A 22,132-nucleotide genomic window follows, 5' to 3' on the forward strand; every position below is an offset into this window, starting at 1 on the left:
GGCGTTCCAGCCGTTGGCACGAATGACGGTGTCACAACCGTTTCTTAACGCCGTTCTGCCAAGACTTCGACGACGATTTGCCTGAAGAGTTTTGCGTGTTTGTGATGGCGGTCATTGAGACGGCGGAAAAGATGCTGCCTGCGGGTCTGCGCCCGGCGGGAAGTCGCCTGCTGCGCTCGTTTGTGACCGCTCTGACTGCGCGCGGCGATAAGGCTACAGCTCAGCGCATGGCGCTGACCGCCTTTTCCATCCGCATCGTCAGCGCCGCCCTCGCCTTTCTGTCGCAAATCGTATTGGCCCGCCTCATGGGCGAATATGAGTACGGAATTTTTGTATTCGTCTGGGTGCTGATCGTCCTCTTCGGCGATCTTTCCTGCCTGGGCTTCCACACCGCCGTAGTGCGGTTCCTGCCGCAATACAAGGCGGCCGGCTCTTTTGAGAAGATCCGCGGACTGACCGGCACCGCCCGCATCTTCGGATTGCTCTCCGGCACGGCCGCTCTTGTCATCGGCATGATCGCCCTGCATCTCTTCCGCGACAGGATCGAGGGTTATTATGTCATCCCGATCTTCCTCGGACTGGTCGCCATGCCGATGATCGCCCTCGGTGATATTCTCGAAGGCACGTCGCGGGCCAATCACTGGCCTGTCATGGCGTTGAGTCCTGCCTACATCGTACGGCCGGTCCTCATCATTCTTTTCATGCTGACTGCGATCGGGCTTGGCGCGCCGCGCACCGCGATGACGGCGATGCAGGCCGCACTCATCGCGACCTATGTCACCACCGTCGGCCAATACGTCGCAACGCTCTTGCGACTGCGCCGCCATTACCAAGAGGGTCCGCGCGAGGTCGACTTTCTCGGTTGGCTTGGTGTCGCCTTCCCAATCTTCCTTATCGAGGGGGTCAGCTTCCTGTTGACCAATTCTGATGTGGTCGTGGTCGGCATCTTCCTCGAACCGCACGACGTCGGGATCTATTTCGCCGCTGCCAAGACGATGGCGCTGGTCCACTTCATCAATTTCTCCGTGAAGGCGGCATCCGGTCCGCGCTTTTCAAGCCTCATCGCCGAGGGGACACGCGAGCAGCTCGCGGCTGCTGCGATCGACGCCGCGCGATGGACCTTCTGGCCCGCGCTCGCCATCGGCCTGGCCGTTGTCGCCGCCGGCCATTTTCTGCTCTCGCTCTTTGGCGGCGCTTTCACCGCTGGCTATATCGTGATGGCAATCCTGCTGACGGGCATCCTCGCCAAAGCCCTGGTCGGACCGGCGGAAACGCTGCTGATGATGGCTGGCAAGCAGAACGTCTGCGTTCTGCTCTATGCCGGAGCGCTGGCAGCGAACATCAGCCTCAACCTGCTCCTCATCCCAAGACTGGGTATCGAGGGTGCGGCGATCGCCACGGCCTCGGCCATGGGCGTCGAAGCCATCCTCCTGCATTTTGCCGTCCGGCGCGCGCTTGGAATTATGCTTTTCGCATTTGCCACGCCTCCGGCCAAAACAGACATGGAAGCCTGATATAATGGTGCGCATTCCTCCAGCTACTGAAACGACCGATGTCACGACGAACCGCATGGTTCACGAGCTAGCGGCTCTCGATTTCGACATGCCACGGCCGGATGCGCGCGTTGAAGTCGGCCGTCCGGGCCGTGAACTCTGCCTCTATTCCGGCAAGCTCGGCTACGAACTGCAGGAAGAGCTCGATTTCCTCTCCAACCGAGCGATGGAGCCGAATGTCTTCTTCACCGGTCGCTTCCTCGCCCCGGCCATGCCGCGGCTGGATGATAGAGAGGTTAGCTTCGCCCTGTTGCGGGATCTGAGCGACACGCGAAGCCGGATGCGCTTCCTGATGCCGTTCTCCATCGAAAAACCCGGCTTCGCCGTCGGCCCCTCGATCGTACGGGTCTGGTCGAACGGCTTTGCACCGCTCGGCACGCCGCTGGTCGATACCGAGGATGCAGGCGAAACGCTGGACAATCTCTATGACGGCCTGACCCATCGGGACCTGCGCCTGCCCCCAATTCTCGTGCTGCCGGATGTCAGGCTGAACGGGCTCTTTGCCCGCATGGCAAGGGCGGTCGCCATCGGCCGCAACCTGCCGATCACCATCGCCAATCCCTATCAGCGCGCCATGCTGCAGAGCGACGAGGAAGCAACCGTCTATCTGCGCGACGCGATTTCTTCGTCGCATCTGAAGGAGATGCGGCGGCAATGGCGTCTGCTCGAGGACTTGGGCACGGTGGTTTATAACGTCGCCCGCCAGGCGCGTGAAGTCCACGCGCGTTTCGAAGAGTTCCTTGCGCTCGAGGCCGGCGGCTGGAAGGGCAAGAAGCGCAGTGCGCTGGTGACCGATCGCTACCACACCGCCTTTGCCCGAGAGGCGGTTTCCAACCTCGCCGCCGTCGATGCCGCTCGTGTCCACACGATCGACCTCAACGGCAAGGCAATCGCCTCGATGGTGGTCTTGATGATGGGCGGCGAGGCCTACACCTGGAAGACGGCCTACGACGAAGCCTATGCGCGCTATTCGCCAGGCAAGTTGCTGATGGGCGAGGTGACCGAATGGCACCTTGACGACGCCAACATCGTTCGTTCCGACTCCTGCGCCATCCCCGATCACCCGATGATCAATCGCTTCTGGAAGGAGCGGGAGGAGATGGGCACGATGGTAATCGGGCTGAACCAGAACGGCGACCGGGACGTGCGCCAGGTGGCCGCCCAGCTCCATATGTACAGCAGCACCCGCAACGTCGCGAAGATGCTGCGACAGAAGATCATGTCACTCGCCCGGCGTGGAAAGTCTCCCCAGTGACGTCAGGTCACGCCAAAGCCGTCAGCCGGCAGCGGCCCGCTCCCTGAGCAGGCGCCGGATGACCTTGCCTGTCGTGGTCAAGGGCAGTTCCGGGACAAATTCCACTTCGCGCGGATACTCGTGCATCGAAAGCCGCAACTTCACCCATTCGCTGATCTCGGACGCCAGCTGTTGGCTTGGCTCGAATCCTGGCGCCAGCACGACATAGGCCTTGACGATCTCGGTGCGAACGGGATCGGGCTTGCCGATGGCTGCGGCCAGCTGCACGGCGGGATGGCCGATGAGGCAGTCCTCGATTTCGGCTGGCCCGATCCGATAGCCTGAGGAGGTGATGACATCGTCATCCCGCCCGAAGAAGGTGACGTAGCCGTCCGCATCCTGGCGCCCGATATCGCCTGTCAGAAGCCAATCGCCGACAAACTTCCGCTCGGTCGCCCCTACGTCGTCCCAATAGCCGAGAAACATCACGGGATCCGGGCGGCGGATGGCAATCTGCCCAGCTTCGCCAACAGGAAGCTCCTTGCCGGCTTCGCTGACGATGGCCACACGATGCCCGGGCACCGGGCGTCCGATTGCGCCGGGATGACTGATTCCGATCGCGGCGCTCGACGAAAGCACGAAATTGCACTCCGTCTGGCCGTAGAACTCGTTGACCGTAATCCCGAGCGTCCGCTTGACCCATTCCAGCGTTTCGGCACCGAGCGACTCGCCCGCTGCGCCGATGGTGCGCAAGACGAGATCATATTTGGCACGTGGATCTGGCACCGATTTCAGTAGCCGCAAGGCCGTCGGCGGAATGAAACCGTTGCGCACCTTCATTTCGGCCATGATGCGATAACCCATGTCGGCATCGAATTTCTGCGCTGGCGAGGAGACGACGGGAACACCGAGCAACAGGCTGGGCAGCAGCGCATTCAGCAAACCGCCAGCCCAGGCCCAGTCCGAAGGTGTCCAGACCTTGTCTCCGGCCTGCGGAAATCCCTCATGGGCAAACTGCATGCCCGGTATGTGCCCCGCCAGCACCTGATGACCGTGAAGCGCGCCCTTCGGCGGACCGGTCGTTCCCGACGTGAAGATCATCAGCGCCGGATCGTGGGGCGCGGTTTTCGCGACCTCGAACACCGGGCGATGGCTTTCGACCAGCGCTGAAAAGTATCGCACGCCCGGTCGATCGCCGTCGACGCAGATCACTTCGGAAAGGTCAGGTAGTCGCTCGCGGATATGGCTGATGCGGTCGAGCCCGAATGTGTTGGTGATGACGACGGAAGCGCCCGCGGTCCGCAGCCGGTATTCCAGCGCCTCGACGCCGAAGAGCAAGGCCAACGGCAGTGCGATCGCGCCGATCTTGTAGATCGCAACATGGGCGATAACGGTCTCGAACGACTGCGGCAGGAGCAGGGCGACCCGATCACCTTTCGTTACCCCCAAAGACACCAGCGCATTGGCGAGCGACGCCGACCGGTCGGCCAGCTCGCGGTAGGTCATGGAGAGATGATTGCCGTCAGGGCTGAAGTGCTCAAGGCAAACGCGATCAGGCGTCCGCGCCGCCCATTCGTCGCTCACCGCGCGGCCGATATTGAAATCCTCCGGTATTTCCCAGGCGAAATCACGGTAAAGGTCTTCGTAGCGATCGCGCTGCGGTAGTCTCATCGGCGAAAATCCAGTCAAATGCTGCAGCAGCTAACACCGAGAGCCCGGCACACGCAAGCGCGAGACCTTGCGATGGCTTCTCGATGGTCACAAAACTTTTGTGTGAGGAGCAGACACTTTCAAGGTTGCCGCGCTAGATCAAAGGGCGCTGGGTAGCGACTCGTTTGGAGCAATTTCATGGATTACGTCAAATTTGGCGGCACTGGCTTGGAAGTGTCGAAGATCTGCCTGGGTTGCATGACCTTCGGCGAACCTGGCCGTGGCAACCACAGTTGGACACTCGGCGAAGAAGACAGCCGGGCATTGTTCAGACAGGCGCTCGATCTCGGCATCAACTTCCTCGACACCGCCAACACCTATTCGGACGGCTCCTCGGAGGAGATCGTCGGGCGCGCGATCCAGGACTTTTCAAAGCGGGACGAGATCGTGCTCGCGACCAAGGTCTTTAACCGCATGCGTCCGGGGCCGAACGGCGCCGGCCTGTCGCGCAAGGCGATCTTCGACGAGATCGACAACAGCCTGCGTCGCCTTGGCACCGACTATGTCGACCTCTATCAGATCCACCGGTTCGATTATACGACGCCGATCGAAGAAACGCTGGAAGCCCTGCATGATGTCGTGAAGGCAGGCAAGGCGCGCTATATCGGCGCCTCCTCCATGTATGCCTGGCAATTCGCCAAGATGCTCTATACCTCGCGCGCCAATGGCTGGACGCCATTCGTCAGCATGCAAGATCATCTGAACCTGCTCTACCGGGAGGAAGAGCGCGAAATGCTGCCCTTCTGCCAGGATCAGAAGATCGCCGTCATTCCCTGGAGCCCGCTCGCCCGCGGTCGGCTGACGCGCGACTGGGATGAGAAGACAACCCGCAGCGAGACGGACGAATTCGGCAAGACGCTCTACAAGCAGGCGGAAGACGCCGATCGTACCATCATCGGCGTTGTCGGAAAGCTGGCCGAAAAACATGGTGTCTCCCGTGCCCAGATTGCGACCGCCTGGATCCTGCAGAAGGGCGCCGTCACGGCGCCGATCATCGGCGCGTCGAAAGCCAAGCACTTGGCCGACGCCGTCGCCGCACTGTCCGTAAAGCTGGCCCCAGAAGACGTCGCCGCGCTCGAGGAACCCTATGTTCCCCACAGGGTCGAAGGTTTCAAATAACGCGACAGTTTGGAGAGTTGCCGGTCGCGGGCGTTGAGCCGGCGACCGCGGCCACTTCCGTTCAAGGATATTGCCATGACGACGATCCCCTTCGAAGCGCGCCGCTTTCAATCCACGGCCGCCTACTACACGCGCTATCGCGTTCCCTATCCCGATCAACTCATCGGGCAGGTTGCCAAGCGCGCCGGCCTCGTGGCCGGCGAGCGTGTGCTTGACCTTGGTTGCGGCCCCGGTCAGCTCGGCATTGCTTTCGCGCGGCTGGCCGGAGCAACGGTCACTGGCCTCGATCCGGAACCGGAAATGCTGGAGGCGGCGCGGACGGATGCAGCCGCCGTCGGTGTCAACGTCACCTTCATCAAGGGCTCTTCATACGATCTCGGCCCGCGCTTTGCGCCGCTCAAGATGACGGTCATGGGGCGTTCGTTTCACTGGATGGACCGCCTGGAGACGCTGAAGGCTCTCGATGAAATCACCGTGACTGACGGTTGCGTGGTGCTGTTCGGCGATCGCCACATCTCCTCGACGCCCGACTGGCGGCAGGCCGTCAACGAGATCGCCGAGAGCTTCGCACCGGAGCGCAATGCCAATCGCGAACGGCGGAAAAGCCCGGATTGGATTGAGCATGAAAGCATCCTCCTTCGCTCGCCCTTCGGTGATCTGGAGCGGATCTCCGTTGTGAGGGAGCGCAAGCTCGGCCTCGACGATATCGTCGGCCGCGCCTTCTCGACCTCGGTGACATCGCCACAGGCGCTTGGCGAAAGGACGGCAGCCTTCGAGGCCGAGCTTCGCGCCACCCTCCTCAAGCTTTCGCCCGAGGGCAGCTTCCTGGAGGTGGTGGAGATCGGCGGCCTGATTGCACGCCGCGGCTAGCCTTCGGTCCTGTTCTCAAGGGAGAGTGCATCGCGAGTCGCATAGAGAAAGCTGTCGGAGAGTTCACGGCTCTCGACGGCTCGCGCCAGGATCACCGCACCCATCATCGCTGAAAGCGTCGTAAAGCCCTTCTCGCGCCGTTCCTCTGGCGTCTTGCCGGACACAATCTTGGACAGAATATCAACGAGCATCGAAAGCCCATCGTTGAATGTCTCGCGCATCGCTCCGTGACTGCGACTGACTTCCTGGGCAAGCGAAGCGAAAACGCAGCTGCCGCCTGGGTCGTCGACGCTGCAGCGCGACAGATAGTGATTGAGCAGCGCATCGAACGGCCGCTCCGGCGCCGACGCGATGATCTCGTTCCAGCGAATCTTCACCTTCTCGATCAATGCGCGGCTCACTTCCAGCGCCAGCTCTTCCTTGGATTCGAAATGGCCGTAGAACCCGCCATGCGTCATCCCGGCAGCCTTCATGATCTCGGCGACGCCTATGCCGTCGAAACCCTTTTCGCGAAACAGCACCCCGGCAACCGTCAGGATCTTCTCGCGATTCTCGGCAAATTTCTCTCGGCTGACCCGCATTCGGTTCTCCGCAATTGGCAGCTTGACAATTTATATGACGTCAATCATCAATACGCAACAATTATGATGAGCATCATCTAAAAGCTTCCGATAGTCTCCGGCAACCTCAAAACGGAACGGCCACATGGTATCGACTGCACTTGCTTCATCTCTGGCGCGACGCAACATCCACTATGGATGGGTGGTCGTTGCAGCAACCTTCCTGACCATGCTGGTGACCGCTGGCGCGATGGGCGCCCCCGGCGTCCTCATCAAGCCGCTCCAGGACGAGTTCGGTTGGGAAACTTCGCAGATATCTTCCGCGCTCGCCGTCCGGCTGATTCTGTTCGGGCTTATGGGACCGTTCTCGGCCGCTTTCATGAACTATTTCGGCATCCGCAAGGTTATCGTCTTCGCCATGGTCCTGATCGGCGGCGGCTTCGTCGGCTCGCTCTTCATGAGCGAACTCTGGCAGTTGCTCCTGCTCTGGGGAATCGTCGTCGGCTTCGGCACCGGGCTGACCGCAATGGTGCTCGCCGCAACCGTATCCGCCCGCTGGTTCACCAAGCATCGCGGCCTCGTGGTAGGCATGCTGTCGGCGAGTTCTGCGACGGGACAGCTGGTCTTCCTGCCACTGATGGCGGAGTTGACGGAACGCTACGGTTGGCGCGCAACAGTCTTTCTGGTCTGCGGCATGATCATGTTCGCCGCACTCATCGTACTGGCCTTCATGCGCGACCGCCCTTCCGACCTCAACCTGCCCGCCTTCGGCGAGGCACATATCACGCCACCGCCGCCAACCGAATCCGGGCTGCTGGCGATGCTGGCAACGCCGGTCACGGTTCTCAAGGAAATCTCCGGTACCTCGACCTTCTGGATCCTGTTCGCCACCTTCTTCATCTGCGGTCTCAGCACCAACGGCCTGATCCAGACGCATTTCGTCACGCTCTGCGGTGACTTCGGTATCATGCCGGTGGCTGCCGCCAGCGTTCTTGCCGTGATGGGCATTTTCGATTTCTTCGGCACGATCGGCTCCGGCTGGCTGTCGGACCGCTTCGACAATCGCTGGCTGCTCTTCTGGTATTACGGTCTGCGTGGCCTGTCGCTGCTGTTCCTGCCCTTCAGCAATTTCAGCTTCTACGGACTGTCGATCTTCGCGATCTTCTATGGCCTCGACTGGATCGCCACCGTGCCGCCGACCGTCAAGCTCGCCGCCGACCGTTTCGGTCGCGAAAAGGCGGGCCTCGTCTTCGGCTGGGTTTTCACAGGCCATCAGTTGGGAGCGGCGACCGCCGCCTACGGCGCCGGCTGGTCGCGCACCGAACTGCAGAGCTATCTGCCCGCCTTCTTCATTGCCGGCGCCTTCTGCCTGCTCGCCTCCGTCCTCGCGATCACGCTGAAGAAGTCGGCCGTCCATCAACCCGCCGCCGCGGTCGCGCATTGATACCGTTTCCGGCCGCACGTCGCGAGCCGGAAACTCCAACAAATCAAGCCGAGAACTTCGCCCGCCGTCTTGCGCGCGCGGGCGAACGCATGCTAGACAGCCGCCTCGTCGGTATCCGTTGCCCCATTGGCGGAATTGGTAGACGCGCTCGACTCAAAATCGAGTTTCGAAAGAAGTGCTGGTTCGACCCCGGCATGGGGCACCATCCCGACAAAACGCTAGTGATTTAATTTCCTATTCTTTGGCGTTTTTGTCTCAAGCACGCAAAACCTCGAAATCAGCCTGTCTAGGCCGAGAGCTCTTTGGCTTGCGCATTGATCTTCTCGCAGACATCCTCGAACGGATCACGCATTGGCACCAGAGGCGAGGCGCCGAGAAGAAGAAGGGCTTTCAGATGTTGCCAGCCGCCTTCCTCGCCCAGAACCGTCGCATAGGATGTCATCGGCTCGCGTAGCTCACCAGCATACAGGCGTTCGTATTCCGCGAAATTTCCGAAATTATCGCGATTGCTGTCCGAGGGGTGGAAGGTTTCTGCCGCAGCGCCTTCAGCAAGGATTACTTGGTGTGTCGCGAGCAGAACGGCGTAATACTCAATCGTCAAATCGTCGCGCGGTGCGATCGGCGCGATTGTTGTGCCGTTTACGAGATCCTTCACTCGGATAAGTACGCCATTCAGGAACAGAGCATGGCCGGGTGACAGGTAGAGATCGGAATGTGGCGTGCCATCGCCCAGTGCATCACGTGCCACTCGAATCGGTACGACGCCTTCCTGCCAGCACGCGCCTCGCTTCGTAAATACCTGCCGACCGACCCACTTGATTGGGCTGGTTTCTCCTTCCAGAAGAACAACGCGATCCCCCGTCTGCAGGTCCTCGACACGCTTTTCGCCGCAATCCGTAAGGATTGACGTCCCACGCAGAAAGCACTGCGCACCGCCGCCAGAGTTGCCATTTCCGCCAGAGTTGCCATTTCCGCCGGAGTTGCCATTTCCGCCGGAGTTGCCATTTCCGCCCGAGTTCCCGTTCCCGTTACGTGGGCCCGCTCTCACCGGCAAAGACGACGCTGCCATTGCAAGGGCTGCCACGCTTGCAACGCGAGCGCCGGCAGCGGCCGCCACTCCCAGAAAACGTCGGCGCGCGGTATTGCGTGGCAGATTCGGATCTTGGAAATAAGGCATCCTGACGCTCCTTGCTACGAACAGCGTTGGACAATCGATAATACGCCTTCCACCTTTTCTCGCTAAGTCGGTAGAAAGGCTTAGTACGAAACGTGCTCGTCCAGGGACTGGAGCTTCTCGTCCAATGTAGGGGCTGTGAGGCGCGCTTTAGCCGATGAATTCGGGCCCGCGACAGACATCGCGGAGAAGGACATAACGATCCCGTAAGCTATTGCTATGTCTGATAATTTCGAAGGGTCATAATTTCGCGCGCTTGCCACACCCCGGCATGCGGCAGCCACTGGCAGATGCCACGCAAGATCAGCGCTCGATCCGCTCCGCCCGCGTCTCGGCAAGACGAGCGGCATCGCATGACATGCTTTAGTGGAAGCTCCCAACGAAAACGACGCCCAGGGAGATAAAGATCACCGCCCCCACAAGCGCGACAAGCTTCCCGATTGCGCCGGGGACCTGGACACCTGAGGCCTCGACCTTGAATGCCAGATAAAGCGGGAACGCCACGAAGAAGATCGAGATCCACTTCGGACGCATGATCGTCGCATCGACGGCGAGCATGATCACGTAGACCAGAAACATGCTGATGACGAGCATCCGGCCGATGACCCTCGTCCATTCGCTGCTGGTGCCAAGGATCGTCCGGATATGGCCACGATAGACAATGGCGAGGATAGCGAGCGTCAACGCCGAACATTTGACGATCGCTCCCAACAGCTCCCAGGCCGCAACCACTTGCTCGGGCATCCCGGCGCTAGCGGCTGCCCGCAAATTTTTCAGCGTGTCGCCGGTCGCCAAATCCAGATGGGTCACGATCCAATAAACATGCGGGGCCGCGACGATGAGACCAACCGCGATGGTCACCGCCAGCCGCCAGTTGAAGACCAATCGCCGCAGGCCAGGTTCGAGAAGGAGCGCTGCAACCGTCGCGACCGGGACGATCGCAAAGTTGTACTTGGCAAGGAATCCCAACCCGGCTGCTGCGCCGAGAAGTGCATAATTGCCGGTCGACGGTCGTTCCGCCATCAATGCCAGTACGTAGAGAAAGAACGCGACGACAGCGAAGGCGCCGACGCTGTGAGTTAGATCCCGCTGCGAGAGCAGAAAGACCACAGGCAGGCTCAGGAAGCCGATGGGGGCGATCCATGCAGTTTCGCGCTTGCCCATCACCTTGCGGGCCGCGAGACAGAGAAAGATGCAACTCAGCAGCAGCGTCCCGTTCTTTACGAAAGCCAGCGTGTCGACAGAGGCGCCGAAGATCTTGGCGAAATAGTAGAATAGCCAGTCGTAGAGCGGCGGCTGGTCGCCGTAGCCCAGTTGCAAGGCATGCGAGAGCCTGATCTGCTCTGCCTCGTCGGACGCCAGATCGCCACCACGCAAGAGTCGAAGAACGAAGCTGGCGCTAAAGTATGTGGCGAGCAGGAGCACGGGCAGGAGTGTGCTTAGACGCGTGGCACGCCGGGTGGAAAGGTATGAACTATCAACAGTATCAGTCAACTTCTGCCCCGTATGCGCTCGGTCTAAACGAGTATTCAGGACGAAAATATGCAACTACTCTAATGGAGAGTATAGCGCTTCACCTGCAATTTCAGGGGTTCTCCAGCATCGTTCAGAAGCTGGGTGTTGCCGCAGGGCAACGCTTTCTCATCTCGTCGTTTGCAACATTGCTGCCTCAATCGGGCTCTACCCAGCAATTGGCCCGACGCGGCAAATCAACTGTTTAATTTCTTCGGCGTTTCGGCCACACTGCGCCCGCCAAGAGGGAAAGCGCACGCGTGCATCAGGAAGTATCGCTTATTGCAACAGTTGCCGTGAGTTTCGTCTGCGCGGCGATACTCGGCTATCTCGCCGATCGAGTGCGTCTGCCGCCGCTTGTCGGATACTTGTTTGCAGGCATCGTGATGGGCCCTTTGACGCCCGGCTTCGTCGCTAATGCCGAGCTTGCCAGCCAGTTGGCGGAGATGGGCGTCATCCTGTTGATGTTCGGCGTTGGCTTGCATTTTTCGACCGCCGACCTGCTTGCCGTGCGCGGGATTGCCGTACCGGGCGCAATCGCGCGGATCGTCGTCATTACCCTGCTCGGTATCGGGCTCGCCAGCTGGTGGGGCTGGAACCTTGGGGCGGGAATCGTCCTTGGACTCAGCCTGTCAGTAGCAAGTACGGTTGTGCTGTTGAAAGCCCTGGAGGAGCGGAACCTGCTCAACTCCGCCAGCGGCCGCGTCGCCGTCGGCTGGCTGATCGTCGAAGACCTTGCCACGGTCCTGGCACTGGTGCTTCTGCCTGCCGTCGCCGAATTGCTCGGTGGTCATGCGACCGCGGGCGGCCTTGCACACGACGCCGGGCTGCCGCTTCCGCTGACGATAGCGCTGACGCTGGTGAAGGTTGGTGCCTTTGCGGTCATGGCAATCTTTCTAGGGCCGAAGATCGTCCCTTGGCTCCTGACGCTCGTGGCGAGAACCGGTTCGCGCGAACTTTTCACCCTGACGGTCCTCGCAATAGCGCTTGGCATCGCGTTCGGCTCGGCGAAAGTCTTCGGCGTTTCGTTTGCGCTCGGCGCCTTCTTCGCAGGCGTGGTGATGAGCGAGTCCAACCTCAGCCATCGGGCCGCAGCCGATTCGCTGCCGCTTCAGAACGCCTTTTCGGTGCTGTTCTTCGTCTCGGTCGGCATGCTGTTCGATCCGTCGATCCTGGTGCGGCAGCCGATGGCTGTCATCAGCTCGCTGGCGCTGATTGTCGTCGGCAAGACCATCGTCTCCTTCCTCATCGTCGTCATGCTTCGCTATCCGATCGGCATGGCACTGACCGTGTCAGGCGGACTGGCGCAGATCGGCGAATTCTCGTTCATTCTCGCCAGCCTCGGCGTTTCTCTCGGGCTGCTGCCAAGTGACGGGCAGGACATCATCCTCGCATCCGCCATCATTTCGATCACGCTCAATCCGCTCGTCTGCTTGGGTGCCGAAGCGCTGCATACCCATGTGCACACCAGATGGCCGGTGCTCAGCAATCGCTTCGGTCGCCGCCGGCACGAGGCACTCGGCCGCGAGCTTGAAAAAATCCGAGCGATCAACGAGGCCCGCGAGCACAAGCATCAGCTCGAGATGGAAGAACTTATCGAAACCTTCCCGCTGTTTGCCAAGGTCGATGAAGATTCGCAGGAGGAGTTGCTGCTCCTCTTTCGGCCGAAATCGGCCTTGCCGGGCGAACGCGTGGTGCGCAAGGGCGACCGAGGCGATGGCATGTATTTCCTGTCATCGGGCGCAGTGGAAGTACAGCTACCGGGCGAGCCGATCCGGCTGGAGCCGGGCGCGTTCTTCGGCGAGATGGCGCTGCTCAGCGGCGGACGACGCACCGCGGACGTCGTTGCCGTGGATTTCTGCCAGTTCTTTGTGCTCGAAAGACGTGATTTCAACATGTTCACGGCAAAGCATCCCGTTCTGCGTCAGGCCGTCAGCGAAATGGCGCGCGAACGAACCGAAATGAACGTCATGCGGCAGAAGAGAGATCAGCCCTCCAGCGTCGACTCCTGAGCTCATCGCCGCCGTTTGATCACGAAGATTTTTGGCACGTCACCCTACGAACGACACAGCAAGCATTTACAGCGGCGCAGACGCCCCATAAAGCTCATGCGCTCGAAGCGAAAGGATCGGAATGCTCCGCAGACTCTACGACTGGACCATGTCACTCGCGGGCCGGAAATCGGCCGAAGTCTGGCTCGCCGTTATAGCCTTCGTCGAAAGTTCTGTCTTTCTGGTTCCTGCCGACGTTCTCTACCTGCCGATGGGGCTCGCAAAGCCGGAACGCGCCTATCGCTACGCGCTGGTCGCAACCGTTGCATCCGTCCTGGGCGGCATCGCCGGCTGGGCGCTCGGCTACTATGCCTATGATGCGATCGCTCGCCCGGTTCTGGAATTCTACGGAAAGCTTGGCGCCTTCGAGCAGCTCAGGCTCTATATCCACGATGAGTGGGAAATCCTGCTGTTGCTGCTCGTCACCTCCGGCCTGGCGCATCTGCCGCCGATCAAGGTCGTGACGATCCTTGCCGGCGTCATTCACATGAACCTCGGCTTCTTCGTTATTTCCGCGATCATCGCACGCGGTGCCCGCTTCTTCTTCCTCGCCTGGCTGCTGCGCCGCTATGGCGAGCCGATCCGCCACTTCATCGAGAAGCGCCTTGCGCAGGTTACAGGCATTGTTGCCGCCGTCGCCATCGCCCTCGGGATTGCCTATAAACTACTTGCCCACTGAGCTATTCGCGCGGAGTCCGTTCATGCCTGCCTCGTTTTCCCTTGCTCGCCCGGTCGTCGGCTACTCGCTGGTGCTCGCACTAGGCATGGCGGTCGTCGTCGGAACTGCGCTTGGCTTTCAATATATCGGCGGCTACATCCCCTGCGCGCTCTGCCTGCTGCAGCGCCAGCCCTACTATTACGGCATTCCGGTCGCGATCCTCGGCGCGGTTGCCTCCGCAGTCGGCCTTCCGAGCTGGATCGGCCGGGCATTCCTGCTTGCCGCCGGCATGCTTATGATTGTCGGCGCCGGCATGGGCGTTTATCACTCAGGTGTCGAGTGGCAGTTCTGGGAAGGACCGGCGACCTGCTCCACGACGGCAGGCAGCATGACGCAGAATGCCGGCGACCTGCTGGGCGAGCTGAACAGCATCAAGGGCCCCTCCTGCACAGACGCCGCGTTGCGCGTCCTCGGCCTCTCCTTCGCAGGCTGGAACGTGATCACAAGCCTTGTCCTGGCGGCTTTCGCCTTCGTCGGCGTCCGTAAGACGGCCTGAGCCTGTCTGAGTAGAGACTGATCAGGGCTGCAGTTCGCTATCCCAGTAGAGGTAGTCGAGCCAGCTGTCGTGCAGGTAGTTCGGCGGGAAAAGCCTGCCGTTATTGTGCAGGTCTTGCACCGTCGGCTGGTACGGCTTCTGATTCGGGAACATGCCTGCCTGCTTCGGCAGCTTGCTGCCTTTTCTCAGATTGCAGGGGGAGCAGGYAGCAACGACATTTTGCCATGTCGTTTCGCCGCCATGGGCACGCGGGATGACGTGGTCAAAGGTCAGGTCATCGTGCTCGCCGCAATACTGGCATTCGAACTTGTCGCGCAGGAACACGTTGAAGCGCGTAAAGGCCGGGTTGCGGGAAGGCTGGACATAGGTCTTGAGGCAGACGACGCTCGGAAGCCGCATCGAAAAACTCGGCGAAGACACCGAATGCTCATATTCTGCAATGATATTCACACGGTCGAGAAATACCGCCTTGATCGCGTCCTGCCAGGACCAAAGCGACAAGGGGTAATAACTCAGGGGCCTGTAGTCAGCGTTCAGGACGAGCGCTGGCAGGGCCTGGGGGGAGACTGCAATCGTCAAGGGACTCTCCTGATCGATTCGGCATCTGCCCTCTTATATTAGGCCGGTTGTGACGGCATTGTGAAGTCTAATAAATTCAGGCATCAATCCTTGTATTTACTGCACGGTCACTCAGTCGACCGGCAGCATACCGCGACCGAGCTTGACGGCGTAATAGGCCCAGAATAGCCTCGCCGCGATCGATCGCCACGGTGACCATCCACCCGCCATGAACGCCAGCTCGCGAGCAGCTGGGCGAGCGCCGAGATCGAATGCCGCAGCCACGGCGTTCTGCAGGGCGACGTCGCCGGACGGAAAAACGTCCGCATGGCCGCCGCAGAACATCAGATAGACCTCGGCGGTCCAGGGACCGACGCCTTTGAGAGCCGTAAGCTTGGCCAGCGCCTGGTCGGGCGGCAGCGCAGAAAGCGCTGCAAGGTCGAGACGGCCCGAGGCAACCGCCTCGGCAATGCGCGACAGCGTTTCGGCCTTGGCGCGCGAAAGACCGAACTCCCGCCAGGCCTCCGGATGGAGAAGCACATAATTATCAGCCGTCAGCACGCCTTCGCTCGGCCGCATCCGTTTCCAGATCGCTTCGGCACTGGCTCTCGACACCATTTGCGACACAATAATGTGCGCGAGCCCCTCGAATCCCGGTTCGCGCAGCCGCAAAGGAAGCGGGCCAGTCTCGGCCGCAATGGCAGCAAGTCTCGGATCCAGGTGAAGCAGCTTCTCCAGCCCTTCTCTCACGTCATCGTCGCTGCAAATGATCAACACGCTTCCTCGCGATCCCATCGAATCCGTGGCAGAAGAAAGCATGACCGCGATTCCCCGTCAAAAGCCTGTCTTTCGTTTTGCGCCAAGCCCCAATGGCCCGCTGCATCTTGGCCATGCACTTTCTGCCTTTCTGAACAGAGACATGGCGGCGTCCGCAGGCGCACGCTTTCTGCTGCGTATAGAAGACATCGACCTGACACGCTGCACACCCGAATTCGAGGCCGGCATTTACGCCGACCTCGAATGGCTCGCCATAGACTGGGAACGACCTGTGCGGCGGCAGTCGGAGCATTTCGCCGAATACCAGTCGGCGCTTGACCGGCTGGTCGACCTCGGCCTCGCCTATCCCGCCTTCATGACGCGGGGAGAGATCAAGACGCGCGTTGCCGCCGCCGAAGCCAATGGCACCCCCTGGCCGCGAGACCCCGACGGCTCGCCGCTCTACCCCCCCGACGATCGTCAACGCGCCGATTTCGACCGACGGCAGCTTCTCGCATCAGGCGTGAAACACGCCTGGCGGCTCGACATGAGCAAGGCTTTGGAGGCTGCCGGCGAGGCTCTTTTCTGGGAGGAAACAGGATACGGCGACCGTGGCACCATCGCCGCAAATCCAGGCGCGTGGGGAGACGTTGTCCTGTCGCGGTCGGATGCGCCGTCGAGCTACCATGTCTCGGTCGTCCTCGATGACGCGCTGCAGGGGATCACCCATGTGGTCCGTGGGCTCGATCTCTTTCACTCAACCTCGGTGCATAGATTGCTGCAGACGCTGCTCGGCCTGCCGGCGCCTGTCTACCATCACCATCGCCTGATCACCGATGAGGACGGACGCAAGCTTTCGAAGAGCCGAAGCGACACGGGGCTTTCCGAACTTCGCGACCGCGGCCTGTCACCGGCCGATATCCGTCACCTTGTCGGGCTTTGACGCCTTGGCCTGACCTCTGCCCAGGAAATTGTTCTTGAAGATCGCACGCACGCGGAACTTCAGGAGGGCGGCATTGATCTCGGCGCCGACAATGAAGATGACGCCGACCATATAAAGAAAGATCAGCACGATCATCACCGATGCCAGGCCGGCATAGGTCGCCGTATAATTGGCGAACGTCGCGAGGTAGTACGCGAAGATCAGGGCTCCCACCAGCCAGAGCAGCAGCGTTACCAACACGCCTGGCGCCACGTCGAATACCCGGCGCCGGCCCGCCGGCAGCCATAGGTGAACGACGAAAAGGCCGATAGTCAGCATGAACAGCGTGCCGTAGACGCGCCAGCTGAAAACAACCTCGAGCGTGTCGGCAAACAGCGGAAACCAATAGCGCGCGTAGTTCAGGGCAATCGGCACCGCCACCAGCAGGACGCTGACGGCGGCGAAAATGACCACGGCGATCATGACAAAACCAAGGCTTGCCAGGCGGGTGAGATACCACGGCCGCGTTTCCTGGACACGATAAGCGCGATTGAGCGAGATGCGCAGCGCCTCGACTCCGTTCGAAGCGAAGTAGGCCGCCGCCAGCACGGACACGGTCAGCAGGCCGCCGCGCGGTATCGTCAGAACCTGGATTACCTGATCGACAAGCGGCTTGGCGATCGCCTCGGGCCAGGTGTCGAAGATGAGATGTATCGCCCTGTCCGAGAACTGGTCAGCGCCCAGGAAGGTCGCCAGTGTCGTCCCGAAGATTAGAAATGGAAAAACGGCGAGAAGCGTCGACAACGCGACATGGCTCGCCATCGCGAAGCCGTCATCCTCTATAAGGTGGCAGATAGCGTCGTAGACCACATCATAGAAGATGCGCATTATCTTCGGCATTCCGTCTCCCGGCTTTGATCGTTGTGTCGCCCGTTCGAATATGGGAAACCACTCCTATTTTGTACAGGAATCATTCCATGTCGGATCAGCGCACCATCATCGTGACCGGATGCTCTTCCGGGATCGGCGCGTACTGCGCCCGCGCGCTGAAGGCCGATGGCTGGCGGGTCTTCGCCACCGTGCGCAAGTTCGATGATCTGGCCGCCCTCCACGCCGACGGCATCGAGGCCCTCCGCATGGACTATACGCGGCCCGATACGATCTCGGATCTCGTGCGCGACGTGAGCGAGCTGACGGGCGGACGCATCGACGCGCTGTTCAACAACGGCGCCTACGGGCAGCCCGGCGCCGTCGAGGACCTGCCGACCGAGGCTCTGCGCGCCCAATTCGAAACGAACGTCTTCGGCTGGCACGAGTTGACACGTCAGGTCGTGCCGCTGATGCGCAAGCGTGATCAGGGGCGGATCGTCCAGTGCTCGTCGATTCTCGGTGTCGTGCCGTACCGCTTCCGCGGCGCCTATACCGCCTCCAAATTCGCTCTCGAAGGCCTCAGCATCAGTCTTCGCATGGAACTGCAGGGTAGTGGCATTCACGTGAGCCTGATCGAGCCGGGCCCGATTGCGTCTCGCTTTACGGCAAATGCGCTCGTAAAAATCCACGAGCACATAGACGTCAGGAACTCGGTCCATGCGGCAGATTACCGCCGCCAGCTTGCGCGTCTTGACGGCTCGGGGCGCCCCAATCGACATAAGCTTGGTCCGGAAGCCGTTTATACCGTACTGAAGCACGCATTGAACTCGAACAATCCGAAACCACATTACCCCGTAACCACGCCGGCAAAGCAGGGCATGGTGTTGAAAAGGCTGCTGCCTGCAGACCTTTTCTATCGCCTGATGCGCTGGGTGGACTAATCAGGAAAGCCAAAGCCAGCATGTCCACGGTCACCTATATTCTCGCGATCATTGTCATGGGCATTGTCGCCATCGTACTGATTCGCGGTCTTTTCAACATGATGAAGGGCGGCAATCCGAACCTTTCCAACAAGCTGATGCAGCTGCGCGTGCTCCTGCAGGCGATCGCAGTGCTCCTCATCATGCTGACACTCTGGCTGACCGGCGGCGGCCGCCCTAGCTAAGGCGGGGAAAAAGAAGGGGGTAGGCATGGTAAGGCTCAACAAGATCTACACGAAGACCGGCGACGACGGCACGACGGCCCTGGTTTCCGGGCCGCGTCGACTGAAATACGATCTGCGTGTCGAAGCCTACGGCACCATCGATGAAACCAACTCCGCGATCGGCGTCGCGCGGCTTCACATGCAGGGCATGCCGGTCCTGGACCGAATGCTGACACTGATCCAGAACGATCTCTTCGATCTCGGCGCCGATCTTGCAACGCCGGACGATGGCAAACTGCCCGCACACGAGCCGCTGCGCATCGTTGAAAGCCAGGTCTCGCGGATCGAGAACGACATCGACGAATTGAACGCTGACCTGCAACCTTTGAGATCTTTCGTGCTGCCGGGCGGTCACTCGGCTGCCGCTCATCTTCACCTCGCCCGCACGATCGCGCGCCGCGCCGAGCGGCTGATGGTCGAGCTTGCCCGCACGGATGGCGAGGTCGTCAGCGATGCCGCGTTGAAATACGTCAACCGCGTTTCGGACTTCCTGTTTGTCGCCGCCCGCCACGCCAATGACCGCGGCCATGCGGATGTGCTTTGGGTTCCGGGAAAAAACAGGTAGGCTCCTTCCCGACTATGTGGCGCGAACGCCAGGGCAGGCTTCATGTTCATACCGCTGCACGATGCCAATACGCTGAAGCATATCAAGGTCCAATGGGTGACGATGGCGCTGATCGCGATGGATTTCGCGGTTTGGCTATTCACCGGGGTGGTCGCCAACGAGTCCGCGTCGCAGGCAACGATTGTCGGCCTGGGCTACATTCCCGCGGTTGCGTTTAACCACGCCAGGCTGGCGCCGGCGCTGGCCCTTATCCCGGAACCGCTAACCTACATCACCTATTCCTTCGTGCATTCCGGCTTCTGGCACCTTGCGCCGAACATGGTTTTCCTGTGGGTCTTTGGCGACAATGTCGAAGATGCGATGGGGCACTTCCGCTTTCTTATTTTTTATCTGCTCTGCGCGGCCGCCGGCGCTCTCGTCCATGGCCTTGTGGGGCCGACATCGGAAGCGCCGCTCGTGGGCGCCTCGGGCGCGATCTCAGGCGTGGTCACCGCCTACGTCGTCTTGCATCCCCGCGTGAAGGTCTGGGTGCTGGTGCTGATGCGCGTCCCGCTGCCCTTGCCGGCCTTCGTGCCGCTCCTTCTCTGGATCGGCCAGCAATTCGTGATGCTGGTCTTGGAACCCGACGGCAGCATCTCCTGGGGCGCCCATGTCGGCGGCATCGTCGCCGGCGGCCTGTTGGTCCTTCTGATGCGTCGCCGCGGCGTCCCGTTATTCGATCGGGAGGTCGTCACGCCCAGGGCTGTCAAAAACCGGCCAGCCGCCAACCCGACGATGGTCGTGACGCCCGGCCAACAGCTGCGCCCGCGCCTGCCTTGGGACAAGCAATAACTCCAATATTGACGTGAACGTAAGCGTAATATATCCACGGGATCAATTTGCCTATCTGCGCCATGGAAGCGTTGTGTTTGGAGGAAAAACGCGTATCCATGTCGCCATTCGACAATCGGAGCAGCGCCGAAACGCGCATTTTCTTGGCGAAAGAGTTGAAGGAAGGACCCCATGAAAATTCTCGTCCCCGTGAAGCGGGTGGTTGATTACAACGTGAAGATCCGCGTGAAGCCGGATGGCACAGGCGTCGAACTCGCGAATGTGAAGATGTCGATGAACCCGTTCGACGAGATCTCGGTCGAGGAAGCGCTGCGGCTGAAGGAAGCCGGCAAGGCCGAGGAGGTGATCGTCGTCTCGATCGGCCCGGCCAAGGCCGAAGAGACGCTGCGCACAGCACTTGCCATGGGTGCCGACCGCGCCATCCTGGTGGAGACCGACGATGCCGTCGAGCCGCTCACTGTGGCCAAGATCCTCAAGGGCGTCGTCGACGCCGAACAGCCGGGCTTGATTATCACAGGCAAGCAGGCGATCGATGACGACAGCAACCAGACCGGCCAGATGCTGGCGGCCCTGCTCGGCACGGCGCAAGCGACCTTCGCCTCGAAGATCGAGATCGAAGTTGCTGGCCCTGGGGGCAAGGCCCAGGTGACCCGCGAGGTCGATGGCGGCCTGCAGACGATCGAAGTCAAGCTTCCGGCCGTCGTCACATCAGATCTGCGCTTGAACGAGCCGCGCTACGCCTCGCTGCCGAACATCATGAAGGCGAAGAAGAAGCCGCTCGACAAGAAGACGCCGGCCGACTTCGGCGTCTCCACCGCGCCGCGTCTGAAGGTCTTGAAGACCGAGGAGCCGTCCGGCCGCAAGGCAGGCGTCAAGGTCAAGTCGGTCGCCGAGCTGGTCGAGAAGCTTAAAGTCGAAGCCGGCGTTCTCTAAGGGTCGAAAGGAAATATCATGGCTATTCTTCTTCTGGCTGACCACGACAATGCCAGCCTTTCCGACCAGACCGCCAAGACGCTGACGGCTGCCGCCAAGATCGGCGGCGAAGTGACCGTGCTTGTCGCCGGCAAGGGCGCAAGACCTGCGGCCGATGCAGCCGCCAAGTTGTCGGGCGTCTCCAAGGTGCTGCTCGCTGAAAGCGACGAGCTTGCCAATAACCTGGCGGAGCCACTGTCCGCCTTGATCGTCTCGCTGGCAGCAAGCTACGACACGATCATCGCCGCCGCTACCTCGACCGGCAAGAACGTCATGCCGCGCGTCGCGGCCCTGCTCGATGTCGCTCAGGTCTCGGAAATTATTGAAGTGATCTCTGCCGACACCTTCAAGCGGCCGATCTATGCTGGCAACGCCATCCAGACCGTACAGGCGACCGACGCCAGACGAGTCATCACCGTGCGTACCGCGTCGTTCGCCGCCGCTGCCGAAGGCGGTTCTGCCCCGGTCGAAGCTATTGCGGCCGCGGCCAACCCTGGCCTGTCGAGCTTCGTCAAGGACGCGCTGTCGGCCTCCGACCGTCCGGAACTGACGTCTGCGAAGATCATCATCTCCGGTGGCCGTGCCCTCGGCTCTGCCGAGAAGTTCAAGGAAGTCATCCTGCCGGTCGCCGACAAGCTCGGTGCTGCCGTCGGCGCCTCGCGCGCCGCCGTCGATGCCGGATACGCCCCGAACGACTGGCAGGTCGGCCAGACCGGCAAGGTCGTCGCTCCTGATCTCTACATCGCCTGCGGCATCTCAGGCGCCATCCAGCACCTCGCAGGCATGAAGGATTCGAAGGTCATCGTTGCCATCAACAAGGACGAGGAGGCGCCGATCTTCCAGGTTGCCGACTACGGTCTCGTCGCCGATCTCTTCGAAGCACTGCCGGAACTGCAGAAGGCGCTCTGATGCGTGCAGATGCCCTTATTTCGCACTTGCGAATGACTGGAAAATTATCCTTTTAAGGGCTACTACTTCTGCCGGGCGATCATTTGCCCGGCAGTTTTGTTAGA

Annotated in this window: 22 protein-coding genes and 1 tRNA gene; 16 read left to right on the top strand and 7 right to left on the bottom strand. The window is 60.9% G+C overall.

Annotated elements, in window-relative coordinates:
- The first annotated feature begins 104 nt into the window (after positions 1-104).
- A complete protein-coding gene (locus AC1DPR_RS18370; RefSeq protein ID WP_477816870.1) occupies positions 105-1,514 on the top strand; it encodes a lipopolysaccharide biosynthesis protein in 1,410 nt (469 codons plus the stop codon).
- A gap of 4 nt (positions 1,515-1,518) precedes the next feature.
- On the top strand, positions 1,519-2,808 hold the full coding sequence (locus tag AC1DPR_RS18375; RefSeq protein ID WP_477816833.1) for a GNAT family N-acetyltransferase: 1,290 nt from the start codon (positions 1,519-1,521) through the stop codon (positions 2,806-2,808).
- Between the two features lie 21 nt (positions 2,809-2,829).
- On the opposite strand, the gene AC1DPR_RS18380 is transcribed toward AC1DPR_RS18375, so the two are convergent.
- On the bottom strand, positions 2,830-4,458 hold the full coding sequence (locus AC1DPR_RS18380; protein WP_477816834.1) for an AMP-binding protein: 1,629 nt from the start codon (positions 4,456-4,458) through the stop codon (positions 2,830-2,832).
- A gap of 177 nt (positions 4,459-4,635) precedes the next feature.
- Between AC1DPR_RS18380 and AC1DPR_RS18385 the strand changes: the two genes are divergently transcribed.
- Together AC1DPR_RS18385 and AC1DPR_RS18390 are read left to right on the top strand one after the other, a co-directional pair.
- Positions 4,636-5,616 (top strand): aldo/keto reductase, encoded by a 981-nt coding sequence (locus AC1DPR_RS18385; protein WP_477816835.1) that lies wholly within the window; start codon positions 4,636-4,638, stop codon positions 5,614-5,616.
- 75 nt (positions 5,617-5,691) lie between these two features.
- Entirely contained in the window at positions 5,692-6,486 is a 795-nt protein-coding gene (locus tag AC1DPR_RS18390) for a class I SAM-dependent methyltransferase (protein ID WP_477816836.1), read from the top strand.
- On the opposite strand, the gene AC1DPR_RS18395 is transcribed toward AC1DPR_RS18390, so the two are convergent.
- Positions 6,483-7,067: a TetR/AcrR family transcriptional regulator gene (locus AC1DPR_RS18395; RefSeq protein ID WP_018857836.1), complete on the bottom strand. Its 585-nt coding sequence runs from the start codon at positions 7,065-7,067 to the stop codon at positions 6,483-6,485. The two genes, AC1DPR_RS18390 and AC1DPR_RS18395, sit on opposite strands and share 4 nt — an antisense overlap.
- Before the next feature lie 124 nt (positions 7,068-7,191).
- On the opposite strand from AC1DPR_RS18395, the gene AC1DPR_RS18400 reads away from it, so the two are divergent.
- Both AC1DPR_RS18400 and AC1DPR_RS18405 read left to right on the top strand, forming a co-directional pair.
- On the top strand, positions 7,192-8,490 hold the full coding sequence (locus AC1DPR_RS18400; RefSeq protein WP_018857835.1) for an MFS transporter: 1,299 nt from the start codon (positions 7,192-7,194) through the stop codon (positions 8,488-8,490).
- 120 nt (positions 8,491-8,610) lie between these two features.
- Positions 8,611-8,695, top strand: a tRNA-Leu gene (locus tag AC1DPR_RS18405).
- Positions 8,696-8,776: 81 nt separating this feature from the next.
- On the opposite strand, the gene AC1DPR_RS18410 is transcribed toward AC1DPR_RS18405, so the two are convergent.
- Together AC1DPR_RS18410 and AC1DPR_RS18415 are read right to left on the bottom strand one after the other, a co-directional pair.
- Complete coding sequence (locus tag AC1DPR_RS18410; RefSeq protein WP_477816837.1) at positions 8,777-9,667, bottom strand: Hint domain-containing protein; 891 nt, start codon at positions 9,665-9,667, stop codon at positions 8,777-8,779.
- 360 nt (positions 9,668-10,027) lie between these two features.
- Complete coding sequence (locus tag AC1DPR_RS18415; protein ID WP_026371851.1) at positions 10,028-11,158, bottom strand: glycosyltransferase family 39 protein; 1,131 nt, start codon at positions 11,156-11,158, stop codon at positions 10,028-10,030.
- A gap of 278 nt (positions 11,159-11,436) precedes the next feature.
- On the opposite strand from AC1DPR_RS18415, the gene AC1DPR_RS18420 reads away from it, so the two are divergent.
- The 3 genes from AC1DPR_RS18420 to AC1DPR_RS18430 all read left to right on the top strand — a co-directional run bounded on the left by AC1DPR_RS18420 (position 11,437) and on the right by AC1DPR_RS18430 (position 14,441).
- Positions 11,437-13,188 carry a cation:proton antiporter domain-containing protein gene (locus AC1DPR_RS18420; RefSeq protein WP_477816838.1) on the top strand — a complete coding sequence of 584 codons (1,752 nt, stop codon included), beginning with the start codon at positions 11,437-11,439 and terminating at the stop codon, positions 13,186-13,188.
- A gap of 121 nt (positions 13,189-13,309) precedes the next feature.
- On the top strand, positions 13,310-13,906 hold the full coding sequence (locus tag AC1DPR_RS18425) for a YqaA family protein (RefSeq protein WP_018857816.1): 597 nt from the start codon (positions 13,310-13,312) through the stop codon (positions 13,904-13,906).
- Positions 13,907-13,928: 22 nt separating this feature from the next.
- A complete protein-coding gene (locus AC1DPR_RS18430) occupies positions 13,929-14,441 on the top strand; it encodes a disulfide bond formation protein B (protein ID WP_018857815.1) in 513 nt (170 codons plus the stop codon).
- A 21-nt stretch (positions 14,442-14,462) separates the two neighbouring features.
- Here the strand turns inward: AC1DPR_RS18430 and AC1DPR_RS18435 are convergent, their stop codons facing one another.
- Both AC1DPR_RS18435 and AC1DPR_RS18440 read right to left on the bottom strand, forming a co-directional pair.
- The gene (locus AC1DPR_RS18435; RefSeq protein WP_477816839.1) at positions 14,463-15,020 is read right to left on the bottom strand and encodes an HNH endonuclease; all 558 of its coding nucleotides are present in this window, start codon (positions 15,018-15,020) and stop codon (positions 14,463-14,465) included.
- Between the two features lie 111 nt (positions 15,021-15,131).
- Positions 15,132-15,818 carry a DNA-3-methyladenine glycosylase family protein gene (locus AC1DPR_RS18440; RefSeq protein ID WP_477816840.1) on the bottom strand — a complete coding sequence of 229 codons (687 nt, stop codon included), beginning with the start codon at positions 15,816-15,818 and terminating at the stop codon, positions 15,132-15,134.
- Here AC1DPR_RS18440 and gluQRS point away from each other — a divergent pair.
- A complete protein-coding gene (gene gluQRS / locus AC1DPR_RS18445) occupies positions 15,817-16,698 on the top strand; it encodes a tRNA glutamyl-Q(34) synthetase GluQRS (protein WP_018857813.1) in 882 nt (293 codons plus the stop codon). The two genes, AC1DPR_RS18440 and gluQRS, sit on opposite strands and share 2 nt — an antisense overlap.
- Here gluQRS and AC1DPR_RS18450 read toward each other — a convergent pair.
- Complete coding sequence (locus AC1DPR_RS18450; RefSeq protein WP_018857812.1) at positions 16,663-17,577, bottom strand: YihY/virulence factor BrkB family protein; 915 nt, start codon at positions 17,575-17,577, stop codon at positions 16,663-16,665. The two genes, gluQRS and AC1DPR_RS18450, sit on opposite strands and share 36 nt — an antisense overlap.
- Positions 17,578-17,654: 77 nt before the next feature.
- Here AC1DPR_RS18450 and AC1DPR_RS18455 point away from each other — a divergent pair, with 77 nt between their 5' ends.
- From AC1DPR_RS18455 to AC1DPR_RS18480, 6 genes are all read left to right on the top strand, one after another.
- Positions 17,655-18,488 (top strand): SDR family oxidoreductase, encoded by an 834-nt coding sequence (locus AC1DPR_RS18455; protein WP_113164268.1) that lies wholly within the window; start codon positions 17,655-17,657, stop codon positions 18,486-18,488.
- A 20-nt stretch (positions 18,489-18,508) separates the two neighbouring features.
- The gene (locus tag AC1DPR_RS18460) at positions 18,509-18,712 is read left to right on the top strand and encodes a twin transmembrane helix small protein (protein WP_018857810.1); all 204 of its coding nucleotides are present in this window, start codon (positions 18,509-18,511) and stop codon (positions 18,710-18,712) included.
- Between the two features lie 25 nt (positions 18,713-18,737).
- Positions 18,738-19,316: a cob(I)yrinic acid a,c-diamide adenosyltransferase gene (locus tag AC1DPR_RS18465; protein WP_477816841.1), complete on the top strand. Its 579-nt coding sequence runs from the start codon at positions 18,738-18,740 to the stop codon at positions 19,314-19,316.
- Between the two features lie 42 nt (positions 19,317-19,358).
- Entirely contained in the window at positions 19,359-20,147 is a 789-nt protein-coding gene (locus AC1DPR_RS18470; RefSeq protein WP_477816842.1) for a rhomboid family intramembrane serine protease, read from the top strand.
- A 171-nt stretch (positions 20,148-20,318) separates the two neighbouring features.
- Positions 20,319-21,080, top strand: a complete 762-nt coding sequence (locus AC1DPR_RS18475) for an electron transfer flavoprotein subunit beta/FixA family protein (RefSeq protein ID WP_169681343.1) — start codon at positions 20,319-20,321, stop codon at positions 21,078-21,080.
- Between the two features lie 18 nt (positions 21,081-21,098).
- Complete coding sequence (locus AC1DPR_RS18480) at positions 21,099-22,028, top strand: electron transfer flavoprotein subunit alpha/FixB family protein (protein ID WP_477816843.1); 930 nt, start codon at positions 21,099-21,101, stop codon at positions 22,026-22,028.
- Positions 22,029-22,132 lie beyond the last annotated feature (104 nt).

Source organism: Rhizobium sp. 01T417 (genome assembly GCF_056398905.1).